Below are 25,402 nucleotides of genomic sequence, written 5' to 3' on the forward strand. Positions count from 1 at the left end.
TCCTTCAACTATTCTGTTTCAAAAGTAAAAATACCACTCTTTTGTAATCTCGATGTGTTTATTGGCTTACTGATAAATCGGCATTGTGATAAAATACTACTTTTGCCGCATTATTTAGTGATGGTTTCAAATATCCATTCAATTCCTCAACAATGACATCTTCTATTACACATCGACCGGCGATAAAAGAAAAAAATCAAGGCATAGCAACAATTTTGGCATTCACCCTTATTCCACTCTCTGGTTTTGCCACAGATATTTACATTCCATCACTACCAACAATGGCAGGCGAAATGAACATCAGCAGTGTTCAGGTTCAATTGACATTAAGTATTTTTCTGATCAGCTACGGCGTTGCTCAGCTCTTTGTAGGGAGTTTGCTGGATAGTTTTGGACGGTACAAAATTGGGTTATACAGCCTATTGATATTTGCGGCGGCGAGTATAATTATTGCCATCACCCATAATATTTACCTTATTTATTTAATGAGAATTGTTCATGGTCTTTCTGTCGGTGCAGTAGTCGTGGCTAAAAGGGCATATTTTGTCGATTTGTTTACAGGCGATAAGTTAAAGCATTATTTGAGTCTGTTTTCCATTATTTGGTCTACCGGGCCAATTATAGCGCCGTTTGTAGGCGGTTATCTACAAACGTCATTTGGCTGGGAATCTAACTTTTACTTCCTTGCAGGTTTCGCTTTAGTTTTTGCCGGGTTGGAATTTTTGTTTAGTGGAGAAACGCTGACAAATTTTACAGATTTCCAACTGAAAAAGATTAGCAATATTTATTTAAGTATGGTGAAAACAACCAGTTTTACGCTTGGTATCGTAATGCTCGGCCTTGCCTACTGTATGGTAATGGTTTATAACATGACCGGGCCATTTATTATTGAACATGAACTGCATTATTCGCCGGTTGTCGCAGGTTATAGTTCGTTGGTTTTAGGCTTCGCCTGGATGGTTGGCGGTTTTATAGGAAAAGCAACCATCAATAAGCCGTTTTTTAAAAGATTAATGCTCAATTCGCTACTTCAGGTAGTGTTTGTAGCTTTAATGATCGTTAGCTTAAATTTTGTATCGAATTTATTTTCACTGATTTTTTTCGCTTTCATTATTCACATTGGTGCTGGTTTTACTTTTAATAATTATTTCACATTCTGCCTAAGTAAATTTCCTAAAAATGCGGGTATAGCTGGGGGTTTAACAGGCGGAATTACTTATGTAATCGTTTCCTTTCTAAGTTATGGCATCGTGAATTTGTTCCCGGCAAAAGATGAACGGAATTTGAGTTTCAGTTATTTAGTGATGATTGTGATTTCGGTAGCGATAATGGTTTTGATTATGAAAACCAGAAAGAAGGATGAGGTTACTGCTTAGCTAATTAGTATTGTCTTTGAATCAAGCGGAAGTTTATACGCTTTATTGTTCTCCCGCAGATTACGGAGAAATTCGCAGATTTTTTTGTTTTCGCAAGGCTTAAACGCTACGACTAAAATTTCGCTATTAATAATTTGCTCTGCGGAAATCTGTGAGATCAGCGGGAGACCTATTTTAGTTTGCTATAGCGTTTTAGCGAGACGCTAAAACTACAATCAGCTGGCCATTCCTTGCGATTAATTTTTTCTCCCGCAGATTACGGAGATTTCGCAGATGTTTTGTTTTTGCAAAGCTTAAACGAACCGCTACGACTAAAATTTCGCTATTAACAAGTTGCTCTGCGTCAATCTGTGAGATCAGCGGTAGATCTATTTTACGTTTTCTATAGCGTTTTAGCGAAATGCTAGAACTATAATCAGCTGGCCATTCCTTGCGATTAATTTTTTCCCGCAGATTACGGAGATTTCGCAGATTTTTTACTTCGAAGATTCGTAGTGAGATAATATAACTAAAATTAGATATTCTGATTGGTTTGAGCGATCAGTATTAGCGAGACGCTAGGACTAGGATGGAGGTCGCTTAATCAACCCAATATCAAAAAGAAAGTCGCAGCAAACACTACGACTTTCTTTTATTTAAAACTAATTTAGGTTTAAAGACCTGTCCCTAAACCCTAAACCCTAAACCCTAAACCCTAAACCCTAAACCTCAATCTATCCTAATTTCTCTAGCTCTTCTTTTACAAAAGCAGCCAACTCTTTAACATATTCTGCACTAAAATCGAACTTGATTCCTGCCGTTTCATAAATCTCATTCATTGGTTTGGTATAACCTAGAGAAAGTGCTGCCAAATATTGTTCTAACGCTTTTTCAGGATTTTCCTTATAGTTTTTCCAAACTGCAATCGCACCTAACTGCGCAATAGCATATTCAATATAGTAAAACGGAACCTCAAATAAGTGCAACTGTTTCTGCCAAACATTACCAAATTGTTGATCCAGATCTGTCCAATCGGCGAAGCCTGCACCAAAACGGTTGTAAATTTGCTTGAAAGTTTCTTCACGATCAGCAGCAGTATGATTTGGGTTGGTGTAAATCCAATGCTGAAACTGGTCGATTACCGCCACCCATGGCAACGTTTTTAAAACATCAGCCAATTGCTCTTTTTTGGCACGAATCAAATCTTCCTCATTGTCGAAATAAACATTCCAATTATCCATTGAAATCAATTCCATACTCATTGATGCCAGTTCAGCAACTTCAGATGGGCAATGCTTAAAATCATTTAATTCTAAGTTTGCCGTTAGAAAAGTATGGATGGCGTGGCCACCTTCATGAACCATGGTAGTTAAATCGCGAAGAGAATTAGCCGAATTCATAAAAATAAATGGTGCACCGGTTTCCGCCAAAGGATAATTGTATCCACCTGGCGCTTTACCTTTTCTGCTTTCTACATCGAAAAGATTATTGGCTTTCATTGTAGCTAGCTTTGTACCCAACTTTTCATCAATGGCATTAAAACAGGCGATACTTTTATCAATAAGTTCAGCACCGTTGTTAAAAGGTTTCAATGCAGGTTTCCCGCTTACACTAACCTCCATATCCCAAGGCCTTAGCGTTTCTAAGCCCAAAGCTTCACGACGTTTTTCTGCTTGTTCCTTTAAAATGGGAACGATTTCCTTTTCAATCGCATTGGCAAAATCGTAGCAATCTTGTGGTGTATAATCAAAACGGCCCAAAGCCTGAAACATATAATCGCGATAGTTTGCAAAGCCAGCATTCAAAGCAACCTGGTTACGCAATTTAATCAGTTCATCAAACAGCATGTTTAAATCATCTTTATCGATTAGCCGGCGCTGTTGAATGGTTTTCCATGCATTCTCCCGCACCTCGCGATTTAAATCCTTTATAAAAATGGAAGCCTGTTCCAGTGTATATTCCTGCCCATTAATTTCAACACTCATGGCACCAGTAATGCCTTGATATTTCTGTTGTTTAACTTGTAATTGCGTAAAAAGTTCGATATTTTCCTCGCGATAAATCTCCAAAGCCTTTTTAATCGCTCTGCTGTAAACAAAAAACTTCTCTTTGTCTAGATCATCCATAAAAGGACTATCGACAAACTTCTTATTCAATTCATTTGATAAAGGAGAAATTTTGGGTTCAATTTCCTCTGCGAAATACTGGAAGTTTTTAACCAATTCTTCATTTGCCGTATCACAACTCATCTTTATGTATCGCCAGGCGAAATCTTCTTCTAAAGCAGCCTCCAATTCTGAGCGATCTTTTAACCATTGTTCCAATTCATCAACACTGTTAATTTCACGGTTTTGTAGTTCGGTAAAAAGTGGAGATAAGCTTTCCCAGGTGATGGCTAAATCTTGAGGAATATATGTTCTTATTTTTTTTTCTATAATCATGTTTTATTAATTATTGAATTTCGAATGAGTGATAGCATGTTGCGTAACATTCTATCATTCAAAACTCATTCATTCTATCATTTATTATTATTTGGTCCTGATGTAAGCGTCGATTAAAAAGCAAATAGCAAACACCACTGATGCATATCCATTTAAAGTTTGAAACGCTCTGTTTACTTTACTAATATCATTTGGTTTTACTAACAGGTGCTGATAAATCAGCATCGAACAGAAAAATACAATCCCAACATAATAAACCCAACTAAACTCGGTAAAAAACACCGGTAGGATCACACAGATTGCAGAAAGTACATGCAATAAAACCGACACATTGAGTGCATTTTTTATGCCAAGTGCCGACGGAATGGAGTGTAATTTTTCTTCACGGTCGAAATCCTCATCCTGTAAGGCATAAATAATATCGAAGCCACTTACCCAAAACAGGACCGTTAAGGAGTATAACACCGGTACCAAAGCAAAATGCCCGGTTACTGCAATATAGGCGCCAATAGGGGCTAGCGATAAACCTAAGCCTAAAACGAGGTGACACAATGCAGTAAATCTCTTGGTGTAGCTGTAAAATAAAACGACAAAAAGCGCCACAGGCGATAGATAGAAGCAAAGCGGATTGATAAAGTAGGTGGCAACGGAAAAAAATACGCAGTTTACAATCACGAAAATTAATGCCTCATTAGCAGACACTTTTCCCGCCGGAATATCCCGCATTTGGGTACGTGGGTTTTTGGCATCAATGTTTCTATCCAAATAGCGGTTGAATGCCATTGCAGCATTTCTAGCGAAAACCATACAAAGCAGTACAAGGATTAATTTATACCACGAGAAAGGATTTTCGGTAGTGGTAACGCCCAGGAAAAACCCAATCATTGCAAACGGTAAAGCAAAAACCGAGTGAGCGAATAATACGAGTGAAAAGTATTTTTTCATTTACTGATATACGAATATTGTTATGTTAAGATCTCAAACTTCTTTGAAAACTGCGAAGCGCTTAGAACTTCTTGTAGTCTGATGGAACTACAAAATCTTGATTCACCTCCGTAATAAAATTTAAAACTTCATCTTTTCCGTTACCTTTTTCGGCTGATGTAATAAAGGTTGCGGGGATTTCTTCAAAAAACTCACCTAAGTTTTTCTTAAAAGCAGCTACATTTTTTTGAGTGGTGGTCATGCCTTGTTTATCTGCCTTAGTGAAAATCAACGAAAATGGAATTTGCTTTTCGCCCAACCAATAGCAGAATTCAATGTCAATCTGTTGAGGCTCTAAACGACTGTCTATTAACACGAAAACACACTGTAAGCTTTCTCTTTTAGTGATATATGCACGAATAAATTTCTCCCACTTTTCTCTACTGGTTTTAGAAACCTTCGCGTAGCCGTAGCCTGGCAAATCGACAATGTACCATTTCTCATTAATTAGAAAATGGTTAATGAGTTGCGTTTTTCCGGGCCGCTGAGAGGTTTTTGCCAGTCCATGTTGATTAACCAACATGTTAATTAAAGAAGATTTGCCCACATTTGACCGGCCAATAAATGCATACTCGGGCATTGTTGGTATCGGTAAAGCCGAAATCTGGGTGTTGCTGCAAACAAATGTTGCCGTTTTGATAACCATATTGCAAAGGTAGGGTTTTGAGTCGGAAGTCCGAAGTCTGAAGCCTTTAGTCTAAATCGGCAATCTCTTGATATTGTAAAATTCGCTCAAGCATATCGCATATCTGCTCTCCAAAACTGCATTTAAAGTCATCTGTAATCCACCTTTGGTATAATTCTAACTTTTTATCGCTTTTGATACTTTTTGATACTCTAGACTTCCGACTATTGACTCCCGACTTCGGACTTTTTCCCTATCTTTGCCCCATACCATGAATCAGAATATCACTCCTTATCAAGTAGAAGACGCAACCAAGAAAGAGCAGGTTGCAACCATGTTTAACAACATTTCGGGTACCTACGATTTTTTGAACCATTTTCTTTCTTTAGGGATTGATGTACTGTGGCGTAAAAAAGCAATTAAAGAGTTGGTTTCCATTCAACCGAGAAATTTACTGGATGTAGCCACAGGAACAGGCGATTTTGCTTTCGAAGCAATTAAAAAACTTCATCCTGAAAAAGTGATTGGTGTAGATATTTCTGAGGGAATGCTAGAGGTGGCTAAGAAAAAGATAAATGAGCGCAGCTTAAACGAAACTTTTACCGTTCAGTTAGGCGATTCGGAAGGCCTGCATTTTGAGGACAATACTTTCGATGCCATTACTTGCGCATACGGCGTTCGTAACTTCGAAAACCTCGAAAAAGGTTTAACAGATATGTACAGGGTGTTAAAGCCCAACGGCAAAATGGTCATCTTAGAATTTTCAAAACCCCGTGTTTTTCCAGTAAAGCAACTATATAATTTTTACTTCCTGCATGTTACACCATTCTTCGGAAAGTTGTTTTCGAAAGATGCCAGAGCCTACACTTATTTACCTGAATCTGTAGCCGCTTTTCCTGATGGAAGTGATTTTACAACCCTTATGGAAAAAGTTGGTTTCAAAAGTACCAAACAAAGAATTTTAACGTTTGGAATAAGTTCAATCTACGTCGGTACTAAATGATAAAAAAATTAAGCCTCATCCTTTCGTTATTCATAATTTCTACGGCTTGCCTGGCTCAGAACTGGGGTGGCGGAATTGATGATGAGGATTGGAGCTTTGGATTTAATTTTCAGTATATTTCTGCAGAATACAAAATTCTTAAAAAAGAAAACTGGCGGGCACCTTTTTATGAAGTGCCAAATTCTTTGGGCGTGTCTTATGATCCGAATTCGGGTTTGCCAGTTACAAATTCTTTGAATGCTATTTCAAGTCCACCTTCGCAGGGCTTTGGTTTAGGTTTTGTGATGAACAGGCGCTTGGCAGAGAATTTTGATATTCGTGCAACTCCATCATTGATTTTTAGTGATCGTGTGGTTACGTATGAGTACTTACCACTAGATCCCATTGATCTCGGCAATGGCCAAACGAAAAATTATCAAACCTTAATCGATAAGAAGGTTCAGGCCACCATGTTCGAGTTTCCGATAGGTATAAAAGTTAAATCGAACCGCATGAACAACTTTAGGGCTTACTGGTTGGGCGGTGCTAAATATTCGATAGATATCGCTTCAAAAAAGAAATTCTTCGATGAAGGCGAAACACCGATAAACAAGTTGCTGAAAAATCAGCGCAATTATCTATCCTATGAAACGGGAATAGGTTTCGACTTGTATTTCGAGTACTTCAAAATGTCGCCCGAAATTAAGGTGGCTTACTCAACCAATGATTTGCTTCAGCACGACGATACTGCTTTTGCTAATCCTATTGATAAGTTAAAATTACGTCAATTAACGTTCAGTTTAATTTTTCAATAGCCGTACAATTCAAAAAAACTTACCTTTGCCTGCGTTAATAAAACCAATTGCAGCAATGCTCCTGGTTAAACTGAAGCTAAATTATTCATAAACATGTCTAAAATTGCATTAATTACAGGCGCAACATCTGGTATTGGCGAAGCTTGTGCGCACACCTTCGCCCAACAAGGTTATCACTTAATTTTACTTGCCCGTCGCGAAGATCGTTTGGCGAAACTTTCGCATCATTTGGCTGATAAATATACCATCGAAATTAAGCAGGTTTTAGCTGATGTTCGTGACAAAGAAAGTTTATCAACTGTGTTGGGAAATTTACCTGCAGATTGGAAAAATGTTGATGTATTGGTTAACAATGCCGGTTTAAGCCAGGGCTTGGATCCGATTGATAAGGGCGATACAAATGATTGGGATACCATGATTGATACCAATGTTAAAGGATTGCTGTATGTTACCAAAATTGTTTCTAACTGGATGATTCCAAATCAATCAGGTCATATCATTAACATCGGTTCAATTGCTGGAAAGGAAGTTTATCCAAACGGAAACGTGTATTGTGCCAGCAAACATGCGGTTGATGCATTAAGTAAAGGTATGCGGATCGATCTTTTGCCTCACGGCATTAAGGTCACTGAAATTAATCCAGGTATGGTGGAAACTGAATTTTCGGTGGTACGATTTAAAGGAGATGAAGACAGGGCTAAAAAAGTGTACGAAAACCTGGAGCCACTTATCGCCGATGATATAGCGGATGCGATTTGGTATGTAGTAAGTCGCCCGAAACATGTAAATATAAACGATATGCTGATTATGCCAACTGTACAGGCTACGGCAACGATTATAAATAGAACCCCCTAACCCCCTAAAAGGGGAATTAAAAACTGGGCGTGTATAAACCAAATAATAGAATTTAAGAATGGAGGCCCCTTTAGGGGTTTGGGGTATATGATATCAAACACAATAGATCAAGAAATAAAAAAAGCCATGTTGGCTAAAGATAATGCTCAGTTAAGAGGATTAAGGGCAATTAAAGCAGCTTTACTGTTGGCTAAAACCGAAAAGGGTTCAGCAGAAGAAATTACCGAAGAAACAGAATTGAAAATTCTTCAAAAGCTAATAAAGCAACGCCGGGAGTCAGCTGATATTTACAAGCAACAAAATCGTGAAGATTTGTTTCAGGTAGAGGAAGAAGAAATTGCGGTAATTAACCAATTTTTGCCGCAGCAGTTGGATAGGGCTGAGGTTGCAGTGATTATCGAAAGCGTGATCAAACAATCTGGTGCTACATCGGTTAAAGATATGGGGAGGGTGATGGGTTTGGCCAATAAAGAACTTGCAGGTAAGGCAGATGGCAAATTAATAGCTGAAATTGTAAAAGAGAAGCTCGCATAGTTAAGCTTAACGACTAAAGGCAAAAGACCAAAGTAAAATGAATCTAGACACTGTTTTGATACTTGATACTTGCATCTTTATACTTTAACGAAGGTTTTTATACCGTTATTGGTTTTATTTCAGAAAAATAGCATAGAAATGCGAAAATTTAATTTTACTCTACTAACTTAGTGCACAATACCACCTATAATATATATGACATACCAGATAATTGAAGAAGACGGATTTAAATACATTGAAGCTGGAAAAGGCGAAAAGTTGGTATTGCTGCATGGTTTAATGGGCGAATTGAGTAACTGGGAGCGTGTTATAGAGCAATTTAAAGATCGTTATCATGTAATTATTCCCATTCTACCTATTTACGATTTGCCAATTTTAACTTTAGGCGTTAAAGCACTTTCAAGGTACTTACATCGTTTTTTAAAATTTAAGGGATTAAATCAAGTGGTTTTGGTGGGTAATTCCTTAGGAGGTCACGTAGGTTTGGTTTTTACAGTTGCGCATCAGGAATTTGTTAAGGCTTTGGTTTTAACAGGTAGCTCTGGCTTATACGAAAATGCTTTCGGAGGTTCATTCCCGCGTCGTGAGAGTTATGATTATATTAAAGAAAAGGTAGAGTTTACTTTTTACGATCCAGCAACGGCAACAAAAGAATTGGTTGATGATGTGTTTAAAACCGTTAACGACCGATCTCGGGTGATTAGGATTTTAACGATGGCTAAGTCGGCAATTCGCCACAATATGGCCAAGGAACTTTCAAAAATAACCATCCCCGTTTCATTGATTTGGGGAAAGAATGATAAAGTTACACCGCCAGAAGTAGCAGAAGAATTCCATCAATTGTTGCCTAATTCTGAATTGAACTGGGTTGATAAATGCGGTCATGCCCCTATGATGGAGCATCCGGAAATATTTAATGGTTATCTGGAGAAATTTTTAGATAGAATTTTACTTAAATAATGTTTGCTGAAGAAATCATATCGAATGCTATTCCATCATTAAGAGCTGATGACACGGTGCAAAAAGCTTTAGATCGTATGAACGAATTTAAAGTGAAGCACATGCCAGTTCTTAGCGAAGCTTCTTTGTTGGGTTTAGTTTCCGAAGATGATTTATTAAACATCAGCAAGCACGATACAATTTTGACGGATTCAGGCGTTAATTTCCTAAACGTTTTTACCTTAAGCGACGCACACACTTATGATGTGATTCGTTTGATGAGCCAGCTAAAACTAACCGCTGTACCGGTTGTCGATCAGCAAAAAAACTACCTGGGCTTAATTTCTATTAACAACATGGTTGATGCCGTGGCTGAACAGTATGCTGTTAATGAGCCAGGCGGAATTATTGTGTTGGAAATCAGTAACCGGGATAATTCTTTGGCACATATCTCACAAATTGTCGAAGCAGATAATGCTCAGATCTTATCGTCTTATGTCAATACTTTTGATGATTCCACTCGGATGGAAGTGACTTTAAAAGTTAATAAAACAGAAATTACATCGCTTGTGGCTTCTTTTGAAAGGTACGATTACCTGGTGAAGGAAGTTTACAACAACACACAAATTGACGATGGTTCTCAGGAACGTTATGATTCTTTCATGAACTATCTAAACGTTTAAATATTTTATGAGGATCGCAATTTACGGGAGGGATTTTAACGATACAGTTTTACCCTATGTGCAGGAGGTTTTTAATTTTCTGGCCACTCATAATATTCAACCCGTTTTATATTCTAAGTTTAAAACATCGCTTCACGGTAAAATCAAGTTGCCAGCCAATACGGTAATTTTTCATAATCATAAGGAACTAAAAGATCATGCGGATGTGCTTTTAAGTTTAGGTGGAGATGGAACTTTGCTTGATACCCTTTCGTTAATTCGCGACTCGAATATTCCTGTTATCGGGATCAATTTTGGTCGTTTGGGCTTTTTGGCCAGTATCAATAAAAACGAGATTGAATCGGCGCTTAACGCGTTGGTAAATAAAGAATATAGCTTAGATACACGGTCACTTTTGGTTTTAGAATCGGATAATGGATTATTCGGAGAAGAAAATTTTGCGTTGAACGACATCACCATCCACAGGCGGGATAATTCGGCTATGATGATTATTCATGCATCAATGAATGATGAATTTATCAATTCGTACTGGGCCGACGGTTTAATTATTGCCACGCCAACGGGTTCCACGGCATACTCGCTAAGCTGCGGTGGACCAATCATTTATCCAGATTCTGAAAATTTCGTAGTTACGCCTATTGCACCCCACAATCTAAATGTGCGGCCGGTAGTGCTTCCCGATGATAATAAATTATCTTTCGAAGTGGAAGCCAGAGAATCTAAATTTTTGGTCTCGTGTGATAGTAGAACCGTAACGGTAGAGCGTTCAGTTAAAATATCAATAAAAAAAGCCGACTTTTGCATAAATCTTATTCGTCTTAACAATGAAACTTACTTAAACACGTTAAGGAATAAATTATTATGGGGCATAGATACCCGTAACTACTAAGTATGACGCTAAATAAACTCCTAATCATCATCTTATTTCTTATTACCGGAGGAAAAATATCTTTTGCTCAAGAGGGCAATTGGGAAATCGGGCTGATGGGCGGTGGCGCAGGATACATGGGTGATCTTAATCAAAACCACCCTTTAAAAGTGAGTGGTATTTCGGCCGGAGTTTATGGAAAGAAAAACTTCAATCAATACTTAGGGGTAAGATTAAACTATACTTATGGCCAGATTCAGGCTAAAGATTCACAATCAAACAATGCACAGTTCAGAGAAAGAAACTTAAGTTTTAATACTTCCTTAAACGAATTCAGTGCGCTGATCGATTTCAATTTTTTTAATTATAATTTGGGTGGTGGAACCCGTCAATTTACACCTTACTTATTTGCGGGTGCTGGTTTTGTGGTATTTAAACCAAAAGTTAAATACGACGGTGAAACCTATCGTTTGGATAGACTGGCTACGGAAGGACAGGAGAATGGATATAAAAATGCCGTTTTAACCATTCCTTATGGTGTGGGTTTACGATACAATTATAAAGATACCTGGAGTGTTTTTACGGAGTTAGGCTATAGAACGCCGTTGACTGACTATATTGACGATGTTAGTGAAAGGTATCCGGACAGCGATAAACAGGTATTTGTTGGTTCAGATGGAAATCGCATCAATTTATCCGATCCATCTATCGGTCAAATTGGTGTTGCAGGAACCCAAAGAGGAGATTTTAGAAAAAGGGACACTTATCTATTTGTTAGTGTTGGCATATCTTTTACCTTTGTATCCTCAAAATGCTACTCGTTTTAAGCTGATTTTGACTTAATTAATGGATTTTAAAGAACAAATAGACTATAGCCGCCTGCCAAAGCACATTGCCGTTATCATGGATGGGAATGGAAGATGGGCAAAAGGCCAGGGAAAAGTGCGTGTTTTTGGGCATGAGCAAGGTGTACTTTCTGTAAAAGATATTGTAGAAGGCTGTGTTGAAGTAGGTATTGAATACTTAACGCTTTATGCTTTTTCTACCGAAAACTGGAATCGTCCGAAGGAAGAGGTTGATGCTTTGATGCAAATCCTGATCTCAACAATTAACAGAGAAACCGAAACCCTCAACAAAAATAAAGTTAAGCTTAATGCTATTGGCAACATATCATCTTTACCACAAGAGTGTATTGATGATTTGAAAGAAGCAATGGATAAAACTGCCCACAACGAAAAATGTACCTTAACACTGGCGCTTAGCTATAGTGCAAAATGGGAAATTGTTGAGGCGGCCAGAAAAATTGCTGAGGCCGTAAAAGATAATACAATCTCTATGGATGATATCGATGAGGATCTCTTTTCATCGAAACTTACAACCGTAAATATTCCAGACCCGGAGTTAATGATCAGAACAAGTGGCGAACATCGGATAAGTAATTATTTGCTTTGGCAAATGGCTTATACGGAGTTTTATTTCACTGATGTTTTGTGGCCAGATTTTAGAAGAGAAGATCTCTTTGAGGCTATTGTTGACTATCAAAAACGCGAACGCCGTTTCGGAAAAATTAGCGAACAATTGAACTAATTTTTCTTTTAACACTTTTTAACAAGCGTTTAAACTAACTTAGCACCACTTTTATACGATAAATGAAACCATAATAAGGGAAACATGGCAAATGTAAATTTTGCTAAAAAAAACATTGTTACCTTCGTGGCCATTACTGAACAAATTATTTTAATGAAAAGAATATTTCAAGTTTTAATCCTAGTCATTTTAGCTGCTCCAGCCTTTGCGCAAATACGTCCGACAGGTAAGGCGCCAGCAACCCCATCTTTAAAAGTTGGAGGCTTAGATCTCGATTATTTTAGTCCAAAAGAATATATCATTGGTGGCACAACCGTTACAGGAACGCAATATCTTGATAAAGATGTATTAATCACCTTATCAAAATTAACAAAGGGAGATAAAGTTACTCTTCCTGGTGAGGCTACTTCTGATGCGATTAAAACGCTTTGGGCGCAGGGATTGTTTGATGATGTTAAAATTAATATCGAAAAATTTGTTCAGGATTCTGTGTATTTCGAAATCGAAGTGGTTGAACGTCCTCGTTTAAGTTCAATCGATTTGAAAGGAATCAGCAAATCGCAAAAAACGGCTATTCAGGAAAAACTTAATGATAAAACCGGGAAAATTGTAAACGACAACTTATACAACACTACTTCGGCTATTGTAAAGAAGTACATGTTAGATAAAGGTTATTTTTTTACTACAATAGATTACAAAACGCGTAAAGATCCAAATGCTGAAAATAGCGTGGTATTGGAAGCGAATATTGATAAAGGCAGTCGTGTAAAAGTTCAGCGCATCGAATTTACCGGAAACAAAGATTTTAAAGCTGCTAAGCTTAGAAAGTACTTAAAAAATCCTAAGCAATTTGCATGGTGGCGTTTTTGGGGTTCAGGAAAATTCTCTAAAGAAAAATATGAAGAGAATAAGGTGAAGATGATTGGTAAGATGCATGAAAAGGGATACCGTGATGCTGAATTACTGAAAGATAGTATTTACCAATACAATAAGAAAAGGGTAAATATTAAAATGGATTTATATGAAGGAAAGAAATATTATTTCGGTAATATTACCTGGGCTGGAAATGCCATCTATGCTGATAGTATTTTAAATAAAGTTTTAACCATTGAGAAAGGTGATGTATTTAGTGAAGAAAGGTTAAACAAGAAATTAAACGGTGGCGGTGAGAACGGTGGCGACATCAATAGCATGTACACCGATAATGGTTATTTAACTTTCAATATTGATCCGGTACAAACTAAAATTTATGGCGATACGGTTGACGTAGAAATGCGTATGTATGAAGGGCCGCAATACACCAACAATAGAATTACTTTAAAAGGAAATACGATTACCAATGATAAGGTTGTGTTACGGGAGATTCGTACCAAGCCGGGACAAAAATTTAATAAAAGTGATTTAATTCGTACCATTCGTGAGATTGGTCAGTTAGGTAACTTTGATGAATCGAAGACAGTTCCAACTCCTCGTCCTAATCCTGCAGATGGAACAGTTGATATTGAGTATGCTGTAGAGGAAAAACCTTCAGATCAGATTGAGTTATCAGGTGGTTTTGGTGGTGGCCGCATTATCGGTACCTTGGGTTTAACTTTCAATAACTTCTCATTAAGAAACTTGTTCAACCTGAAAGCTTATAAGCCACTTCCAAAGGGAGATGGACAAAAATTAAGTTTACGTGGGCAAACGAATGGTAAATACTATCAATCTTATAGCTTCTCTTTCTCTCAGCCATGGTTTGGTGGAGAAAAGCCAGTAAGTTTTGGTGTAAGTGCTTTTACCTCACTACAGTCAAACGGTTTAAATTCGGATAACTCTCAGTTCCAGAAAATCCGTTTAAATGGTGTTACCGTGAGTTTGGGTAGAAGATTAAACTGGCCGGATAACTATTTCCAGTTGAGCCATGCCGTTAACTTACAGCAGTATATTTTAAGTAACTACCCAGGTTATTTATTTACTTCGGGTACTTCTTACAATTTAAACTTATCGCAAGAGATCAGTCGCGACTCAAGAGATTCACCAATTTTCCCTAAATCGGGTTCATTTATTCGTTTCACTATTCAGGCAACACCTCCATATTCATTATTTAATAAAGTGAATTATGCAACCGCACCTGATAAAGAGAAATATCGCTTTACTGAATACCACAAGTGGAAATTTGATTCGCAATGGTACCAACGCGTTGCAGGTAATTTGGTAATTAAAGCACAGGCACAATTTGGTTTCTTAGGGCAGTACAACAGTGCAGTAGGTCAATCAGCGTTTGAGCGTTTCAAACTAGGTGGTGATGGTATGCAAGGATTTGATTTCTTACAAGGATCAGAACTAATCGCGATGCGTGGTTATGCAAACAATACAGTTATTCCAGTAGGTTCAGATCCTCGTATTGCACAACAATCTGGTAGTCCGATTTACACCAAGTATGTTTTAGAGGCACGTTATCCAGTTATTGCAAGTCAACAAGCTACTGCTTTCGTATTGGCTTTTGCCGAAGGTGGTAATACCTGGAATAAGTTTAGCGATTTTAATCCTTTCAACGTGAGAAGATCAGTTGGCGTAGGTGCGAGAATCTTTCTACCAATATTTGGTTTGTTGGGTATTGATTATGGTTACGGTTTTGATGCGATTCCAGGATTACCTGATTCGAACAAAGGCCAGTTCCACTTCAGTATCGCACAACAATTAGGTGGATTTTAATTGATAAAGTATAAAAATTTAACTAAATATGTAATAAAACGCCTTAAGTTGAGTTTATTAAAAGCTTAGGTTATAACGAATCATTAAATACACACACAAATGAAGAAGTATCTTTTTATCGCATTTTTATTATGCACAACCTTTGGCGCTTATGCCCAAAAGTTTGCTTATGTAGACACCGAGTATATTTTGAAACAGATGCCAGAATATAAGTCTGCATTAAGCCAGTTAGAAGTAGCATCTAAACAATGGCAACAACAAGTTGACCAGAATTTTTCTGAAATCGACCGGATGTACAAAGCCTATCAGGCAGATCAGGTATTGTTAACTGATGATATGCGTAAACGCCGCGAAAACGAAATCATTGAGAAAGAAAAACAGGCGAAAGAGTTTCAGCGCCAAAAGTTCGGACCAGATGGTGAGCTTTTTCAAAGCAGAGCAAAATTAATCAAGCCAATTCAAGAGAAAGTTTCTGATGTAATTAAACAGATTGCGAAGGCTAAATATCTTGATTTCATTTTTGACAAAAGTAGTGAAGCAACCATGATGATTTATGCAAGCAGCAGCTACGATGTTAGTAATGATGTAATTGTGAAATTAGGTTACAAGCCAGGGGCTGGAAAAAATTAGTATATTCGCCCCCTTAGATTTTAGAAAACAAACAAAAAAAATAAAAAGTAAAATAGAACGATGAGAAAGTTAATTAACGTATTCTTTGTAGCAGCAGGGTTAATGTTTACAGCGAATATGGCAAGTGCGCAACAAAAATTAGGTCACATTAATTCAGAAGATGTGTTTGCAAATCTTCCTGAAGCTAAAGCGGCTCAAACTACATTGGAAACTTTGGGTAAAACTAAACAAGCAGAAATTGATGCGATGATCAAAGAATATCAAACTCAATTGTCTGCAGCCCAAGCTAAAGAAAAAACTTTAAGCGAAGCAAATAAAGAATCAGTTGGTAAAGAATTACAAGCTGCTGGCCAAGCATTACAGGATTTAGAAAAACGCATTACTGATGCTCGTACTAAAGCATCTCAAGATGTTGGTACTAAACAAGGTGAGTTATTTCAACCTATTCAAGCTAAGGTAGCTACTGCAATTTCTGCTGTGGCGAAAGAAAAAGGTTTAGCTTACGTTTTCGATATTGCAAACGGACAAGGTGGTAATAACCTGGTTTTCTGGGAAGGTGGTGATGATATCACTTCAGCAGTTAAAACTAAATTAGGTATTTCTGCTACTGCAGCTAAAGCACCAGCTCCTAAGAAATAGTTTGGAGTCGAGAGTATTGAGTCAATAGTCTCTAGTACTAATTCAAAATATAAAGCGGAATCAAAGTAATTTGGTTCCGCTTTTTTTTGGTCATCATCCAACTTTCCCACTTCCCAACTTTTCAACAATAAAATAATATCTTTACGGTGATGCAAAAAAGTTCGCCTATAGGTATTTTCGATTCAGGTTATGGTGGCTTAACTGTTTTTCGGTCGATAGCTGATCAATTGCCCCATTACAATTATATCTATCTAGGCGATAATGCCCGTTCTCCTTACGGTGATCATTCTTTTGATACGATTTACAAATATACCCTCGAATGTGTGGAATGGCTTTTCGCACAGGGCTGTGAATTGGTAATCCTGGCTTGTAATACCGCTTCTGCAAAAGCTTTAAGAACTATCCAACAAAAAGATTTACCTGTTAAGTATCCAGATAAAAGGGTTTTGGGTGTCATCAGGCCAACGGCGGAGGTTATTGGCAGCTTCACATCCAGCGGCCATGTTGGCGTAATGGGTACTCGGGGAACTGTAAATTCGCAATCCTATTTATTGGAGATTAATAAGTTTTTTCCAGAGGTTAAGGTATATCAGCAAAGTTGCCCAATGTGGGTACCCTTAATAGAAAACAATGAGCATTTGCAATCTGGTGCTGATTTTTTTATCGACGAATATTGTAATCGGTTAATGGAACAGTCGGCAGAAATAGACTGCGTTCTTTTGGCTTGCACGCATTATCCCTTACTTATGCCAAAGTTAAAAATGGTTTTGCCTGACTACATTAATATCTTAACTCAGGGAGAAATTGTAGCCAAAAGTTTGGTTGATTATTTAGAAAGGCATCCTGAGATAGAAACGAAGTTGAGTAAAGAGGGACTTAAATCTTTTTACACCAGTGGCGATCCGCTGGCTTTTGATGCCCAGGCGTCCATTTTTTTTGGTGAGGAATTGAATTCAGGGCGCATGTAAATGCTATGCATTAGATAGGTCATCACAAACCACCCATCATTCCCATTCAAATGGAAATCTTAAAGCGCTCGCTGTTGAAATTAATTTTGATTGTTTTTGGCATTAGGATCCCCAGTCAAGCTGAGGATGACGACCGTTCATTGTTGGTGGCTGTATCTGGAGTGTAGCCAATTCGCTAACCATTCCGTCATTCCCACGCAGGTGGGAATCTTAAAGCTCTCGCTATTACAATTAATTTTGCTTGTTTCTTGGTTTAAGATCCCCAGTCAAGCTGAGGATGACGACCGTTCATTGTTGGTGGCTGTATCCGGAGTTTAGCCAATTCACTAACCATTCCGTCATTCCCACGTAGGTGGGAATTCTAAGGCGTTGCTGTTAAAATTACGTTTGCCTGTCTTTCGGTTTAAGATCCCCAGTCAAGCTGAGGATGACGACCGTTCATTGTTGGTGGCTGTGTCTGGAGTTTAGCCAATTCAATAAACCATACCGTCATTCCCACGCAGGTGGGAATCTTAATGCGTTGCTGTTAAAAGTACTTTGCTTTTTTCGGGTTAAGATCCCCAGTCAAACTAAGGATGACGACCGTTCATTGTTGGTGGCTGTGTCTGGAGTTTAGCCAATTCACTAACCATTCAGTCATTCCCACGCAGGTGGGAGTCCTAATGCGTTGCTCTTGGAATTACTTTTACCTGTCTTTCAGTTTAAGATACCCAGTCAAGATGAGGATGACGACCGTTCATTGTTGGTGGCTGTGTCTGGAGTTTAGCCAATTCGCTAAACCATCCCGTCATTCCCACGCAGGTGGGAATCTTAATGCGCTCACTACCAATTGATGCGTTTTTTGTCCGACTAGACTTGTAACTTGTAACTCATAACCGGTAACTGGCAACCGGTAACTCAAAACTCGAAACCGATTACTGCGGCAATTTCTCTACCCTAACTAAAATTGTAAGCGAGGAGAGCGCCTCTAGAAAAGAAACCACCGCATCCTTTTCTGCTTTACTCAACATTAAGCCTTTTAACAACTTATCGTTCTTAGGCAATAGTGGGTCATTTGTCTGTTCTGCCCGAACCCTCTGAACGGGCATGCCCACATTGTACATGTTCATCACACCATCCATATCTGGGAATAAACCATTATGGAACCAAGGCGCCGTTTTCATTACATTTCTTAATCCAGGCGTTTTAAATTTACCTACATCTTCTGGTTTCTTGGTTACATTGTACAAGCCTAAGTCTTCATATTTACGTTTGAAATAAGTTAACCCATCGTTGTGGAACTCATTGTCGGTAAATAATGGACCATTATGGCAATTAATACAACGGGCTTTGGTGCGGAATAAATGTAAACCCACTAACTGTTGATCGGTCAATGCCTTCTTATCTCTAGCCAGGAAACGATCGAATGGGGTTCTCCTGCTTACAATGCTGCGTTGAAAAGTGGCCAGACTTTCGAATATCCTTTTGTTGGTGATGGTCTTCGATCCAAATGCATCAACAAAGAATGGTTGATATCCCTTTATTTTACTTAATTTTTTGGATAAAGTTTTCATATCCTGGTGCATCTCATTATGTGCCGCCACCGGGCTTTCTGCCTGTTCTTCCAAACTAGCCGCTCGTCCATCCCAAAATAAACGTTTGTAGAACCATACGTTTTCTAAAGAGGGCGCATTACGGATGTTTGTTAAATGATCATGTCCAACAGAAACCTGACGACCATCAGACCAATGTAAATCTGGTGCATGGCAGCTCGAGCAGGAAATTTGGTTTGAACCGGATAAACGAGGATCGAAAAATAAGATTTTACCCAGTTCAACAACCTTTTTAACCGAATCATTTTTTAAATCGACGGGAGAGGGCGGAAGTTCTCCCAATTCTTGAAAAACTGCTCCTTTATCTACGGTCGGCTTTGGCCATTGATCTGTAGGTTTTGAATAAACTTTGCGCAAGCTATCTATGCTCAGTTCCTCATCATCGTTGAAATTTGTTGATTGAAATGATAGTAGGATTAATCCGGTAAAGATTAGGGCAAGCGTGAGGAAAACTTTATTCATAAGGCTAAAAATACAGATTTAAGCTGATATTGGAAGAAAAGCGGTCTTTGCCAGGGGCGCTTGCTAAGACACGTCCGAAATCTTTTAAATCATCCCTTTTCCAGTAACTAAATCCAACTTTAATCCCAGTTTGGACTTGTCGAAACATTGGGATGCTATAGTCGGCGGTAAAATTTCCTCCAAATTTTGAGGTTGTGTTATAGGAATAGTCATGATAGATTACAGTTCTTGTGAAGATACCTTCATTGGCAAGCAGTACGTTAAAATCAGAATCAAGGTAATGATTATATAAAGCAGATATATTAATTCCCCAGTTATGATTGTTTTTACCATTGTGGTTAAAGCCGTAGCTTAAAGCATAATTCAATTGATTAAAACGGATATCATTTCCGGCTAAGCCATCCTGTCTACGTTCTTCGTATTTATTTAAGCTTAAACCAATGTTGTGTATGAGGTTGTTTTTCTTGATGGTGTAAACTCCAGCAGCTGAGATAAGATTGTTGTTGAACAGGTAGCTGTTTGCCAAATAATTATTAAGATAGTTATCTCCTTTGTTAGTAATGTAATTTAAGTCTACACTTATTCCACCTTCCGATAGTTCTTTTAGCCAAAACAGGCGATAACTCTCTTTTACCAGGTTAAAGTTTATGAAGCTTGTTATTCCATCAGAGGCTCTGTAATCAAATTGTTGTTTTTCCTTAGATGTTTGGTAGTTCAGGTTAAAGCTACCGATACTTTTTGGTTGATAAGTTAGATATACATCAACTCCATTTCTGTTTTGATTATTTTGAACTGTTCTGGCTTCATTATATTCGCCAGCTTCTCCATAACCGTTGATTAGGTAGTTGGTAAACTCTGGACTCACTCTTCCTTGATTAAGACTGGCGTTTTTATATGCTACGTTTACTTTTTCAAGACCATACCCAAAGCGGTATGCAACGCCAATAGATAGTGCTTTTGTGATATTGTAGCCAACCGTCCCAACTAAATTTAGTTGGTAATCGTTTACATTGCCTCTTGGGTCGTTTGTTGAATAATGATCGCCGATCCTATAATCAGCTCCTAGCCCAATAGGTAGCTTATCATTCAATATATTTTTATTGGCGAAGGCCTTTAATTTGTAAATCGATCTCTGATAACTTACATTTTTTAACGAGCCAAAATAATATGGATTAGCAATATTATTACGCGTTTGATGAGAAAAACGTGTGCTATCTTCTATGATTCTATTATAGGAAAATTGTCCCCAAACCGTGATAGAGTTTAGCTGCGAAACTCCTTCTGTACTCAAAAATGTGTTTGAAAGTTTAGTCGCATCCTGAGATTTCATTAAATGTCCTTGTTCAAAACCTTGACCAATAGATAAGGTGTTAAAAGTTTTAGGCATTAGTTTTTTAATATAGAACGGACTTGACTTTGCAAATGTGTAACTGCTGAATAATGATGAGTCAACGGAAAATAATTTATTGCGCATGCCTGTCATTATCGAATCCTGCTTTTGTCCAAACGCAGTAGAGAAAGTGCCAAAAAATAAAAGTGCGTATAAAAAGGTGTTCTTCATTTCTTTTTTTGTTAGCTGCTTATTTAAATCCACGGGGGATTGCGAGTGGGAAATAGTCAAAATCTTCAGCGGAGTTATTCGTGTCTTTTAAAATCCTTCTTCCATTTACTGTCGTCTCTGTTTTTCGTATAACGGATTGGGAAGAATAAGCACCATTAGGAGCATACGTATAAAGCGCATCTATAGAAGCACCCAATTTTTTTGGAACCCTAGAAGCGGCGCTACTAGGCTGAATTTCGACTCCATCTATAATAAAGTCGATTGGAATTTGATAATATTTATCGGCATTGGCTTGTGGCGGCGCAATAGTTGGAAAAGGGTATTGAGGCAATTTCTTAATCTCAGTAGTTCCCTTGTTCTTGAAAATAATATACCCCATTCTTCCTGGATTGTCGAATATCAGATCCGTCCCGCTGTATGATAGTACATCGACGTTCGGAACACTTGGATTATCTATATCCGAGGCTAAGGGTTTAGGTAAAAACGGGGCATAATAAGCTTCAAAATCGGCACCGCTCAAATCAATGGTTAGCGATGGATCTCTTGCTGTGATTGTTTTTCCGTCTGTCCCTGTAAAAGGAGCTTTGTGGTTTAACGCAGTTTGTGCTAATACAATGCTTTCGCCAGGTTTAACAGGATATTGGCTACCATTCCCTGGGATCATCAAAAGTGCTCTTGTGTAGATGTATGAATTATTCGCGTCAATATCGCTTGGCATACCTTGTGCTTTTGACCAATCATACTGATTGTTATTTTGCCTGTGAATGTTTGTTGAGGTGAAGTTTTGAATGCCTAGCGCTTCAGCGATGTACAAACTATCCGCAAAAAGAACTGAATCAGAATTGTTGTATATTTCTATAAATTGATCACGGAATGATGCTCCAGTAGTAGTATTCGAACCAGCATAATAAATTTGCTTGATTACCCAGGGACCTGTAGATCCAGAAATTAATTTTAGTGATATATTTTGATTATCCTCTATAGTGATTGTTCTTGATTTTTCTGATGCATTAAATACAACTTCTTTGTCTACGCTTTCTCCAGTAAGTGCTGTATAATCGGTAGCAGATATTTTTATCATTGCTGAAATATCATAAACACCAGGAGAAATCGAATCTAACAGCACCGTACCATCGTTGCTGGTGGTATATTTTTGAAGTACATTGTTTTTTGTGTTTTTGATCGTTACTTCAATTTTTGATTTTGGCAATAATTTCCCTAAATCCTGCGAAGCATAAGAGGTAAGTATCTGAAATTTAACAGGATGAATTTCAGGAATATCGCCTTGGTATTTTTTGCATGCGATTAGCAGCAATGAGATACATGAAATAATAGTGATTATTTTTTTCATCTTTTAAAGTTTTATAGATAATTCGGCGCCAAATGTTGGTGTGCTATTTGGATATCGGTAGGTACCAGTTGGAGTGATGTAATAAGGACGGTGATTAAATACATTATACACATTGAAAGCAAACTTAAAACGCTTTTTTATCTCCTTTGCTATGCTTAAGTGGTAGTTGGATATAATCCTTGGAAGGTCGTTTTCCGACTGCTCTTGCGGAGTGATATAAAGATGGCCGTAAGAGGAATTGTTACGATCGAAGTTGCTGATAGCAATATATTGGTTGTATCTCTTATAGTAGCCTAGCGGGATTCTAGAACTTGCATTTGTTCTACTTTTGTCTAGAATATCAAACTCCGCGACAAATGAAACAACCAAACTCAGTTTAGGTATGTGAGTAACACTTGTGATTCTACCATTACTGAAATAAGATCTTTTATTTATTGGTTCATATACTCCGATATAGGCGTAATTTGGGTCAGTTGGAATTATACTTGGAAGCTTATTGCTTAAACTGTTAGAGGTACTCAAATACGAAGTCCGAAAAAGGCCGCCACTAATATTGAAGGTAGTTTTCAACTCCTTTATTTGAGGAGAATTTATGATCACTTCGAAACCTTGATTATTGGATGCTAGGTCGTTTTTAAAATAAGAATAACTAATTGCATAGGGTTGTACTCCTTTAGTTTGAATTGTCGGTTTAGCTCCAGGATTAATTGTTGCTGTATAGGTTGGAAGTTCAATGGTCTGTAAGTTTTGAACAGTGGATATTCCGTTTCTGGATTTTTTATTGAAAACAGAAAGCGACAAATTAAATTTGTCTATTTTAATTTGAGCCGAAAGCTCAATGCTTTCGCTTTTAGAAGGCTTCAAACCTGCACTTGTTGGCTCATATCTTTCAACGTATACTAGATAAGTACTTTCGTTAACTTTGCCATTGTAGGCATTCAATAGTGGGATTTCAAAAAACGTTGGTCCTGGATATCGCTGCGCTAAACCTGGAGATTTGTACGATAGACCATATGCCAATCCAAATCTTAAGTTTTTGTTCACCTCGTAATTAATATTTGTTCTTGGCGAAAGAGAAGCGTAGCCATTTTGAATATCCGAACGAATACCAGCTCTTATATTTAGTGGTTTACCCAGTACTGTTGCTGTAAAAACGTCTTCGATGTAAAAACCCAAATCTTTTTGCGAGAGCGCCAATCGAAAATCATAATAACGCTCTGAGCTTTTTGTTCCTAAGGATGTACTTGCAACTCGTGCTGTTCCTCTCGGTTCATTTGGGTCTATCGTTTGGCCAAGTCCTTTATTAGCGGCATAACTAAAACTCCCGCCAAAGGATAAATTGTGAATGAGATTTCCTGTTTCAAATCCTCCGGTGAAATCTAAAGATGCTGAGGCATTAATTGGCCGACCGTCGATAAGAGATTTTGCCGTATAAATGCCAGAGTCATAATATCCCTCGTGGATTCCGGTAGTGGTTGCGGTACTGTATAAAACGTAAGCATCATTTACCAATTCCTCTTTATAACTTACCTGATGGCCTTCTGCATACCTTAAATTTAAACCAATATTTTTCAGGAAACCTTTTTCCAAGAGATAATTGCTTCTATTCGCTACGCTAAAGTTCCAGCTATCAAATTTTGTCCTGGTACTTTTTTCATCATCAGGATCGTATTTAATCCCGTCTAAGTTTCTACCATAATCTAGACTAAAAGTGTTTTTCAGCTGCTTTGATTTTCCGAAGGAATTTGTCCACATCGCATTGCCATTAATACGTCTATAGGCTTTAAGTTTATCTCGATTATCTTGAAACGAATTCACATAATTAATCCCAACGTTTACTGAGCCATATTTCGGGCTGATTTCGAAACCTTTTGAAAAACCGTAAGAGGTCGCATTATCTCTTAATTGCATTCGTAAATAAGCTGGTGATTTACCTGCCTGGCGCTCAATGATGATTGCTCCATCGGTTAGATCGCCGTATTTAGCAGGGGCTACTCCTGCAATAACTTCGATGCTTTCAATATTATCTGCAGGGATTTGGCGTAAATCCGTCCCTCCGAAAGTGTAATCTCCGGTATAATTATTTCCGTCATTCCCTGTTCCTCTGATTCCATATGAGCCACTCGTCACAAAAGAAGATCCAACTCCACCAATTCGGCCCGGATTAAAACTTTGCATGTTGGCATTGTTACTTAGAGTGTTGCCATCCATTATGATGGCTATACCAAACGCATTATTTAATTCAAAACTTCCTTTTCCATTAGTCGTTGGTTCGTATGCAGCTCTCAGATTAATATTTTGTACATTTTGCAAAGACGGAGGTTGAATTTTTCTATTGGGGATTTGATTTAATAAATCATTCACACTTAGCGCCGGTGTTTGTTCAATTAAGTCTCTAGTAATAACTAATGATGAGTTGCTGGAACCCGAATAGTTCCGCTTCGCATTGATTTCAATGTTCTCCAAGCTTAAATCTAAAACCTTTAGGCTGATGTTTCCGAGATTGGTTTCTCCTGCTTTAACAGTAATTGGAAAGCTTAGTTTCTGATAACCAATATAGGAGAATTCGAGGGTTAGATTATTATTGGTTTCGGAGCCATTTATTCTAAAAACCCCAGCTTTATCAGTTATTGTATACTGATTGGTTTCAACAACTTTAATGTTTACAAGCTCTAGCGGCTTGTTTTCAGGGTCTACCACTTTTCCGGTAACAACGTTTTGCGCTTGCGCCATCCCGGCAAGACAAACCAAAACTAATAATGAAATGTAAAGTTTCTTCAATTTAGACTAAATCTTAATAATGGCGCAAACATAGAGATTTAACAGTTATCAAC

The 25,402-nt window shown here is 37.9% G+C and carries 21 protein-coding genes; 14 read left to right on the top strand and 7 right to left on the bottom strand.

The genetic code is table 11. The features are described from left to right. The first annotated feature begins 152 nt into the window (after positions 1-152). The gene (locus ACZZZK_RS18895; RefSeq protein ID WP_463485480.1) at positions 153-1,376 is read left to right on the top strand and encodes an MFS transporter; all 1,224 of its coding nucleotides are present in this window, start codon (positions 153-155) and stop codon (positions 1,374-1,376) included. Positions 1,377-2,089: 713 nt separating this feature from the next. Here ACZZZK_RS18895 and ACZZZK_RS18900 read toward each other — a convergent pair. The 3 genes from ACZZZK_RS18900 to yihA form a co-directional block, all read right to left on the bottom strand. Then, positions 2,090-3,796, bottom strand: coding sequence for a M3 family oligoendopeptidase (locus tag ACZZZK_RS18900; protein WP_463485481.1), 1,707 nt, complete (start codon positions 3,794-3,796; stop codon positions 2,090-2,092). An 87-nt stretch (positions 3,797-3,883) separates the two neighbouring features. Continuing rightward, positions 3,884-4,741, bottom strand: coding sequence for a UbiA-like polyprenyltransferase (locus tag ACZZZK_RS18905; RefSeq protein ID WP_463485482.1), 858 nt, complete (start codon positions 4,739-4,741; stop codon positions 3,884-3,886). A 61-nt stretch (positions 4,742-4,802) separates the two neighbouring features. Next, positions 4,803-5,426 carry a ribosome biogenesis GTP-binding protein YihA/YsxC gene (gene yihA / locus ACZZZK_RS18910; RefSeq protein ID WP_463485483.1) on the bottom strand — a complete coding sequence of 208 codons (624 nt, stop codon included), beginning with the start codon at positions 5,424-5,426 and terminating at the stop codon, positions 4,803-4,805. A 250-nt stretch (positions 5,427-5,676) separates the two neighbouring features. Between yihA and ubiE the strand changes: the two genes are divergently transcribed. From ubiE to murI, 13 genes are all read left to right on the top strand, one after another. Next, positions 5,677-6,408 carry a bifunctional demethylmenaquinone methyltransferase/2-methoxy-6-polyprenyl-1,4-benzoquinol methylase UbiE gene (gene ubiE / locus ACZZZK_RS18915; protein ID WP_463485484.1) on the top strand — a complete coding sequence of 244 codons (732 nt, stop codon included), beginning with the start codon at positions 5,677-5,679 and terminating at the stop codon, positions 6,406-6,408. Continuing rightward, entirely contained in the window at positions 6,405-7,202 is a 798-nt protein-coding gene (gene porT, locus ACZZZK_RS18920; RefSeq protein ID WP_463485485.1) for a type IX secretion/gliding motility protein PorT/SprT, read from the top strand. The genes ubiE and porT overlap by 4 nt, the downstream gene beginning before the upstream one ends. Before the next feature lie 93 nt (positions 7,203-7,295). Then, complete coding sequence (locus ACZZZK_RS18925) at positions 7,296-8,057, top strand: SDR family oxidoreductase (protein ID WP_463485486.1); 762 nt, start codon at positions 7,296-7,298, stop codon at positions 8,055-8,057. An 87-nt stretch (positions 8,058-8,144) separates the two neighbouring features. After that, complete coding sequence (locus tag ACZZZK_RS18930) at positions 8,145-8,591, top strand: GatB/YqeY domain-containing protein (RefSeq protein WP_463485487.1); 447 nt, start codon at positions 8,145-8,147, stop codon at positions 8,589-8,591. Positions 8,592-8,786: 195 nt separating this feature from the next. Next, entirely contained in the window at positions 8,787-9,551 is a 765-nt protein-coding gene (locus tag ACZZZK_RS18935; RefSeq protein ID WP_463485488.1) for an alpha/beta fold hydrolase, read from the top strand. Next, positions 9,551-10,213: a CBS domain-containing protein gene (locus tag ACZZZK_RS18940; protein WP_463485489.1), complete on the top strand. Its 663-nt coding sequence runs from the start codon at positions 9,551-9,553 to the stop codon at positions 10,211-10,213. Before ACZZZK_RS18935 ends, ACZZZK_RS18940 begins: the two co-directional genes overlap by 1 nt. 7 nt (positions 10,214-10,220) lie before the next feature. Further along, on the top strand, positions 10,221-11,102 hold the full coding sequence (locus ACZZZK_RS18945) for an NAD kinase (protein ID WP_056851824.1): 882 nt from the start codon (positions 10,221-10,223) through the stop codon (positions 11,100-11,102). Positions 11,103-11,104: 2 nt separating this feature from the next. Next, the gene (gene porG, locus ACZZZK_RS18950) at positions 11,105-11,908 is read left to right on the top strand and encodes a type IX secretion system protein PorG (RefSeq protein ID WP_463485490.1); all 804 of its coding nucleotides are present in this window, start codon (positions 11,105-11,107) and stop codon (positions 11,906-11,908) included. Between the two features lie 19 nt (positions 11,909-11,927). After that, complete coding sequence (locus tag ACZZZK_RS18955) at positions 11,928-12,668, top strand: isoprenyl transferase (protein ID WP_463485491.1); 741 nt, start codon at positions 11,928-11,930, stop codon at positions 12,666-12,668. Between the two features lie 153 nt (positions 12,669-12,821). Then, the gene (bamA, locus tag ACZZZK_RS18960; protein ID WP_463486306.1) at positions 12,822-15,365 is read left to right on the top strand and encodes an outer membrane protein assembly factor BamA; all 2,544 of its coding nucleotides are present in this window, start codon (positions 12,822-12,824) and stop codon (positions 15,363-15,365) included. Positions 15,366-15,464: 99 nt separating this feature from the next. Continuing rightward, positions 15,465-15,995, top strand: a complete 531-nt coding sequence (locus tag ACZZZK_RS18965) for an OmpH/Skp family outer membrane protein (protein WP_056851821.1) — start codon at positions 15,465-15,467, stop codon at positions 15,993-15,995. Between the two features lie 60 nt (positions 15,996-16,055). Continuing rightward, complete coding sequence (locus ACZZZK_RS18970) at positions 16,056-16,634, top strand: OmpH/Skp family outer membrane protein (protein ID WP_463485492.1); 579 nt, start codon at positions 16,056-16,058, stop codon at positions 16,632-16,634. A gap of 149 nt (positions 16,635-16,783) precedes the next feature. Then, entirely contained in the window at positions 16,784-17,602 is an 819-nt protein-coding gene (gene murI / locus ACZZZK_RS18975) for a glutamate racemase (protein ID WP_463485493.1), read from the top strand. Positions 17,603-18,516: 914 nt separating this feature from the next. On the opposite strand, the gene ACZZZK_RS18980 is transcribed toward murI, so the two are convergent. Genes ACZZZK_RS18980 through ACZZZK_RS18995 form a run of 4 tightly spaced genes read right to left on the bottom strand, consistent with a single transcriptional unit; the run spans position 18,517 to position 25,349 of the window. Then, positions 18,517-19,656 carry a cytochrome-c peroxidase gene (locus ACZZZK_RS18980; protein ID WP_463485494.1) on the bottom strand — a complete coding sequence of 380 codons (1,140 nt, stop codon included), beginning with the start codon at positions 19,654-19,656 and terminating at the stop codon, positions 18,517-18,519. A gap of 4 nt (positions 19,657-19,660) precedes the next feature. Continuing rightward, on the bottom strand, positions 19,661-21,217 hold the full coding sequence (locus tag ACZZZK_RS18985) for a DUF6850 family outer membrane beta-barrel protein (RefSeq protein WP_463485495.1): 1,557 nt from the start codon (positions 21,215-21,217) through the stop codon (positions 19,661-19,663). 19 nt (positions 21,218-21,236) lie between these two features. Beyond that, on the bottom strand, positions 21,237-22,568 hold the full coding sequence (locus tag ACZZZK_RS18990) for a DUF4876 domain-containing protein (protein WP_463485496.1): 1,332 nt from the start codon (positions 22,566-22,568) through the stop codon (positions 21,237-21,239). 3 nt (positions 22,569-22,571) lie between these two features. Then, complete coding sequence (locus ACZZZK_RS18995) at positions 22,572-25,349, bottom strand: TonB-dependent receptor domain-containing protein (protein WP_463485497.1); 2,778 nt, start codon at positions 25,347-25,349, stop codon at positions 22,572-22,574. Positions 25,350-25,402 lie beyond the last annotated feature (53 nt).

It is taken from the genome of Pedobacter sp. AC163, from assembly GCF_979258665.1.

What these genes read in the sequence shown, in the direction of transcription:
- ACZZZK_RS18900 (WP_463485481.1), bottom strand. Translation starts at nt 3,796, where the DNA reads ATGATTATAGAAAAAAAAATAAGAACATATATTCCTCAAGATTTAGCC.
- ubiE (WP_463485484.1), top strand. Translation starts at nt 5,677, where the DNA reads ATGAATCAGAATATCACTCCTTATCAAGTAGAAGACGCAACCAAGAAA.
- murI (WP_463485493.1), top strand. Translation starts at nt 16,784, where the DNA reads ATGCAAAAAAGTTCGCCTATAGGTATTTTCGATTCAGGTTATGGTGGC.
- ACZZZK_RS18930 (WP_463485487.1), top strand. Translation starts at nt 8,145, where the DNA reads ATGATATCAAACACAATAGATCAAGAAATAAAAAAAGCCATGTTGGCT.
- ACZZZK_RS18925 (WP_463485486.1), top strand. Translation starts at nt 7,296, where the DNA reads ATGTCTAAAATTGCATTAATTACAGGCGCAACATCTGGTATTGGCGAA.
- ACZZZK_RS18965 (WP_056851821.1), top strand. Translation starts at nt 15,465, where the DNA reads ATGAAGAAGTATCTTTTTATCGCATTTTTATTATGCACAACCTTTGGC.
- ACZZZK_RS18970 (WP_463485492.1), top strand. Translation starts at nt 16,056, where the DNA reads ATGAGAAAGTTAATTAACGTATTCTTTGTAGCAGCAGGGTTAATGTTT.
- yihA (WP_463485483.1), bottom strand. Translation starts at nt 5,426, where the DNA reads ATGGTTATCAAAACGGCAACATTTGTTTGCAGCAACACCCAGATTTCG.
- porG (WP_463485490.1), top strand. Translation starts at nt 11,105, where the DNA reads ATGACGCTAAATAAACTCCTAATCATCATCTTATTTCTTATTACCGGA.
- ACZZZK_RS18955 (WP_463485491.1), top strand. Translation starts at nt 11,928, where the DNA reads ATGGATTTTAAAGAACAAATAGACTATAGCCGCCTGCCAAAGCACATT.
- ACZZZK_RS18895 (WP_463485480.1), top strand. Translation starts at nt 153, where the DNA reads ATGACATCTTCTATTACACATCGACCGGCGATAAAAGAAAAAAATCAA.
- ACZZZK_RS18935 (WP_463485488.1), top strand. Translation starts at nt 8,787, where the DNA reads ATGACATACCAGATAATTGAAGAAGACGGATTTAAATACATTGAAGCT.
- bamA (WP_463486306.1), top strand. Translation starts at nt 12,822, where the DNA reads ATGAAAAGAATATTTCAAGTTTTAATCCTAGTCATTTTAGCTGCTCCA.
- ACZZZK_RS18940 (WP_463485489.1), top strand. Translation starts at nt 9,551, where the DNA reads ATGTTTGCTGAAGAAATCATATCGAATGCTATTCCATCATTAAGAGCT.
- ACZZZK_RS18990 (WP_463485496.1), bottom strand. Translation starts at nt 22,568, where the DNA reads ATGAAAAAAATAATCACTATTATTTCATGTATCTCATTGCTGCTAATC.
- ACZZZK_RS18985 (WP_463485495.1), bottom strand. Translation starts at nt 21,217, where the DNA reads ATGAAGAACACCTTTTTATACGCACTTTTATTTTTTGGCACTTTCTCT.
- ACZZZK_RS18945 (WP_056851824.1), top strand. Translation starts at nt 10,221, where the DNA reads ATGAGGATCGCAATTTACGGGAGGGATTTTAACGATACAGTTTTACCC.
- porT (WP_463485485.1), top strand. Translation starts at nt 6,405, where the DNA reads ATGATAAAAAAATTAAGCCTCATCCTTTCGTTATTCATAATTTCTACG.
- ACZZZK_RS18905 (WP_463485482.1), bottom strand. Translation starts at nt 4,741, where the DNA reads ATGAAAAAATACTTTTCACTCGTATTATTCGCTCACTCGGTTTTTGCT.
- ACZZZK_RS18980 (WP_463485494.1), bottom strand. Translation starts at nt 19,656, where the DNA reads ATGAATAAAGTTTTCCTCACGCTTGCCCTAATCTTTACCGGATTAATC.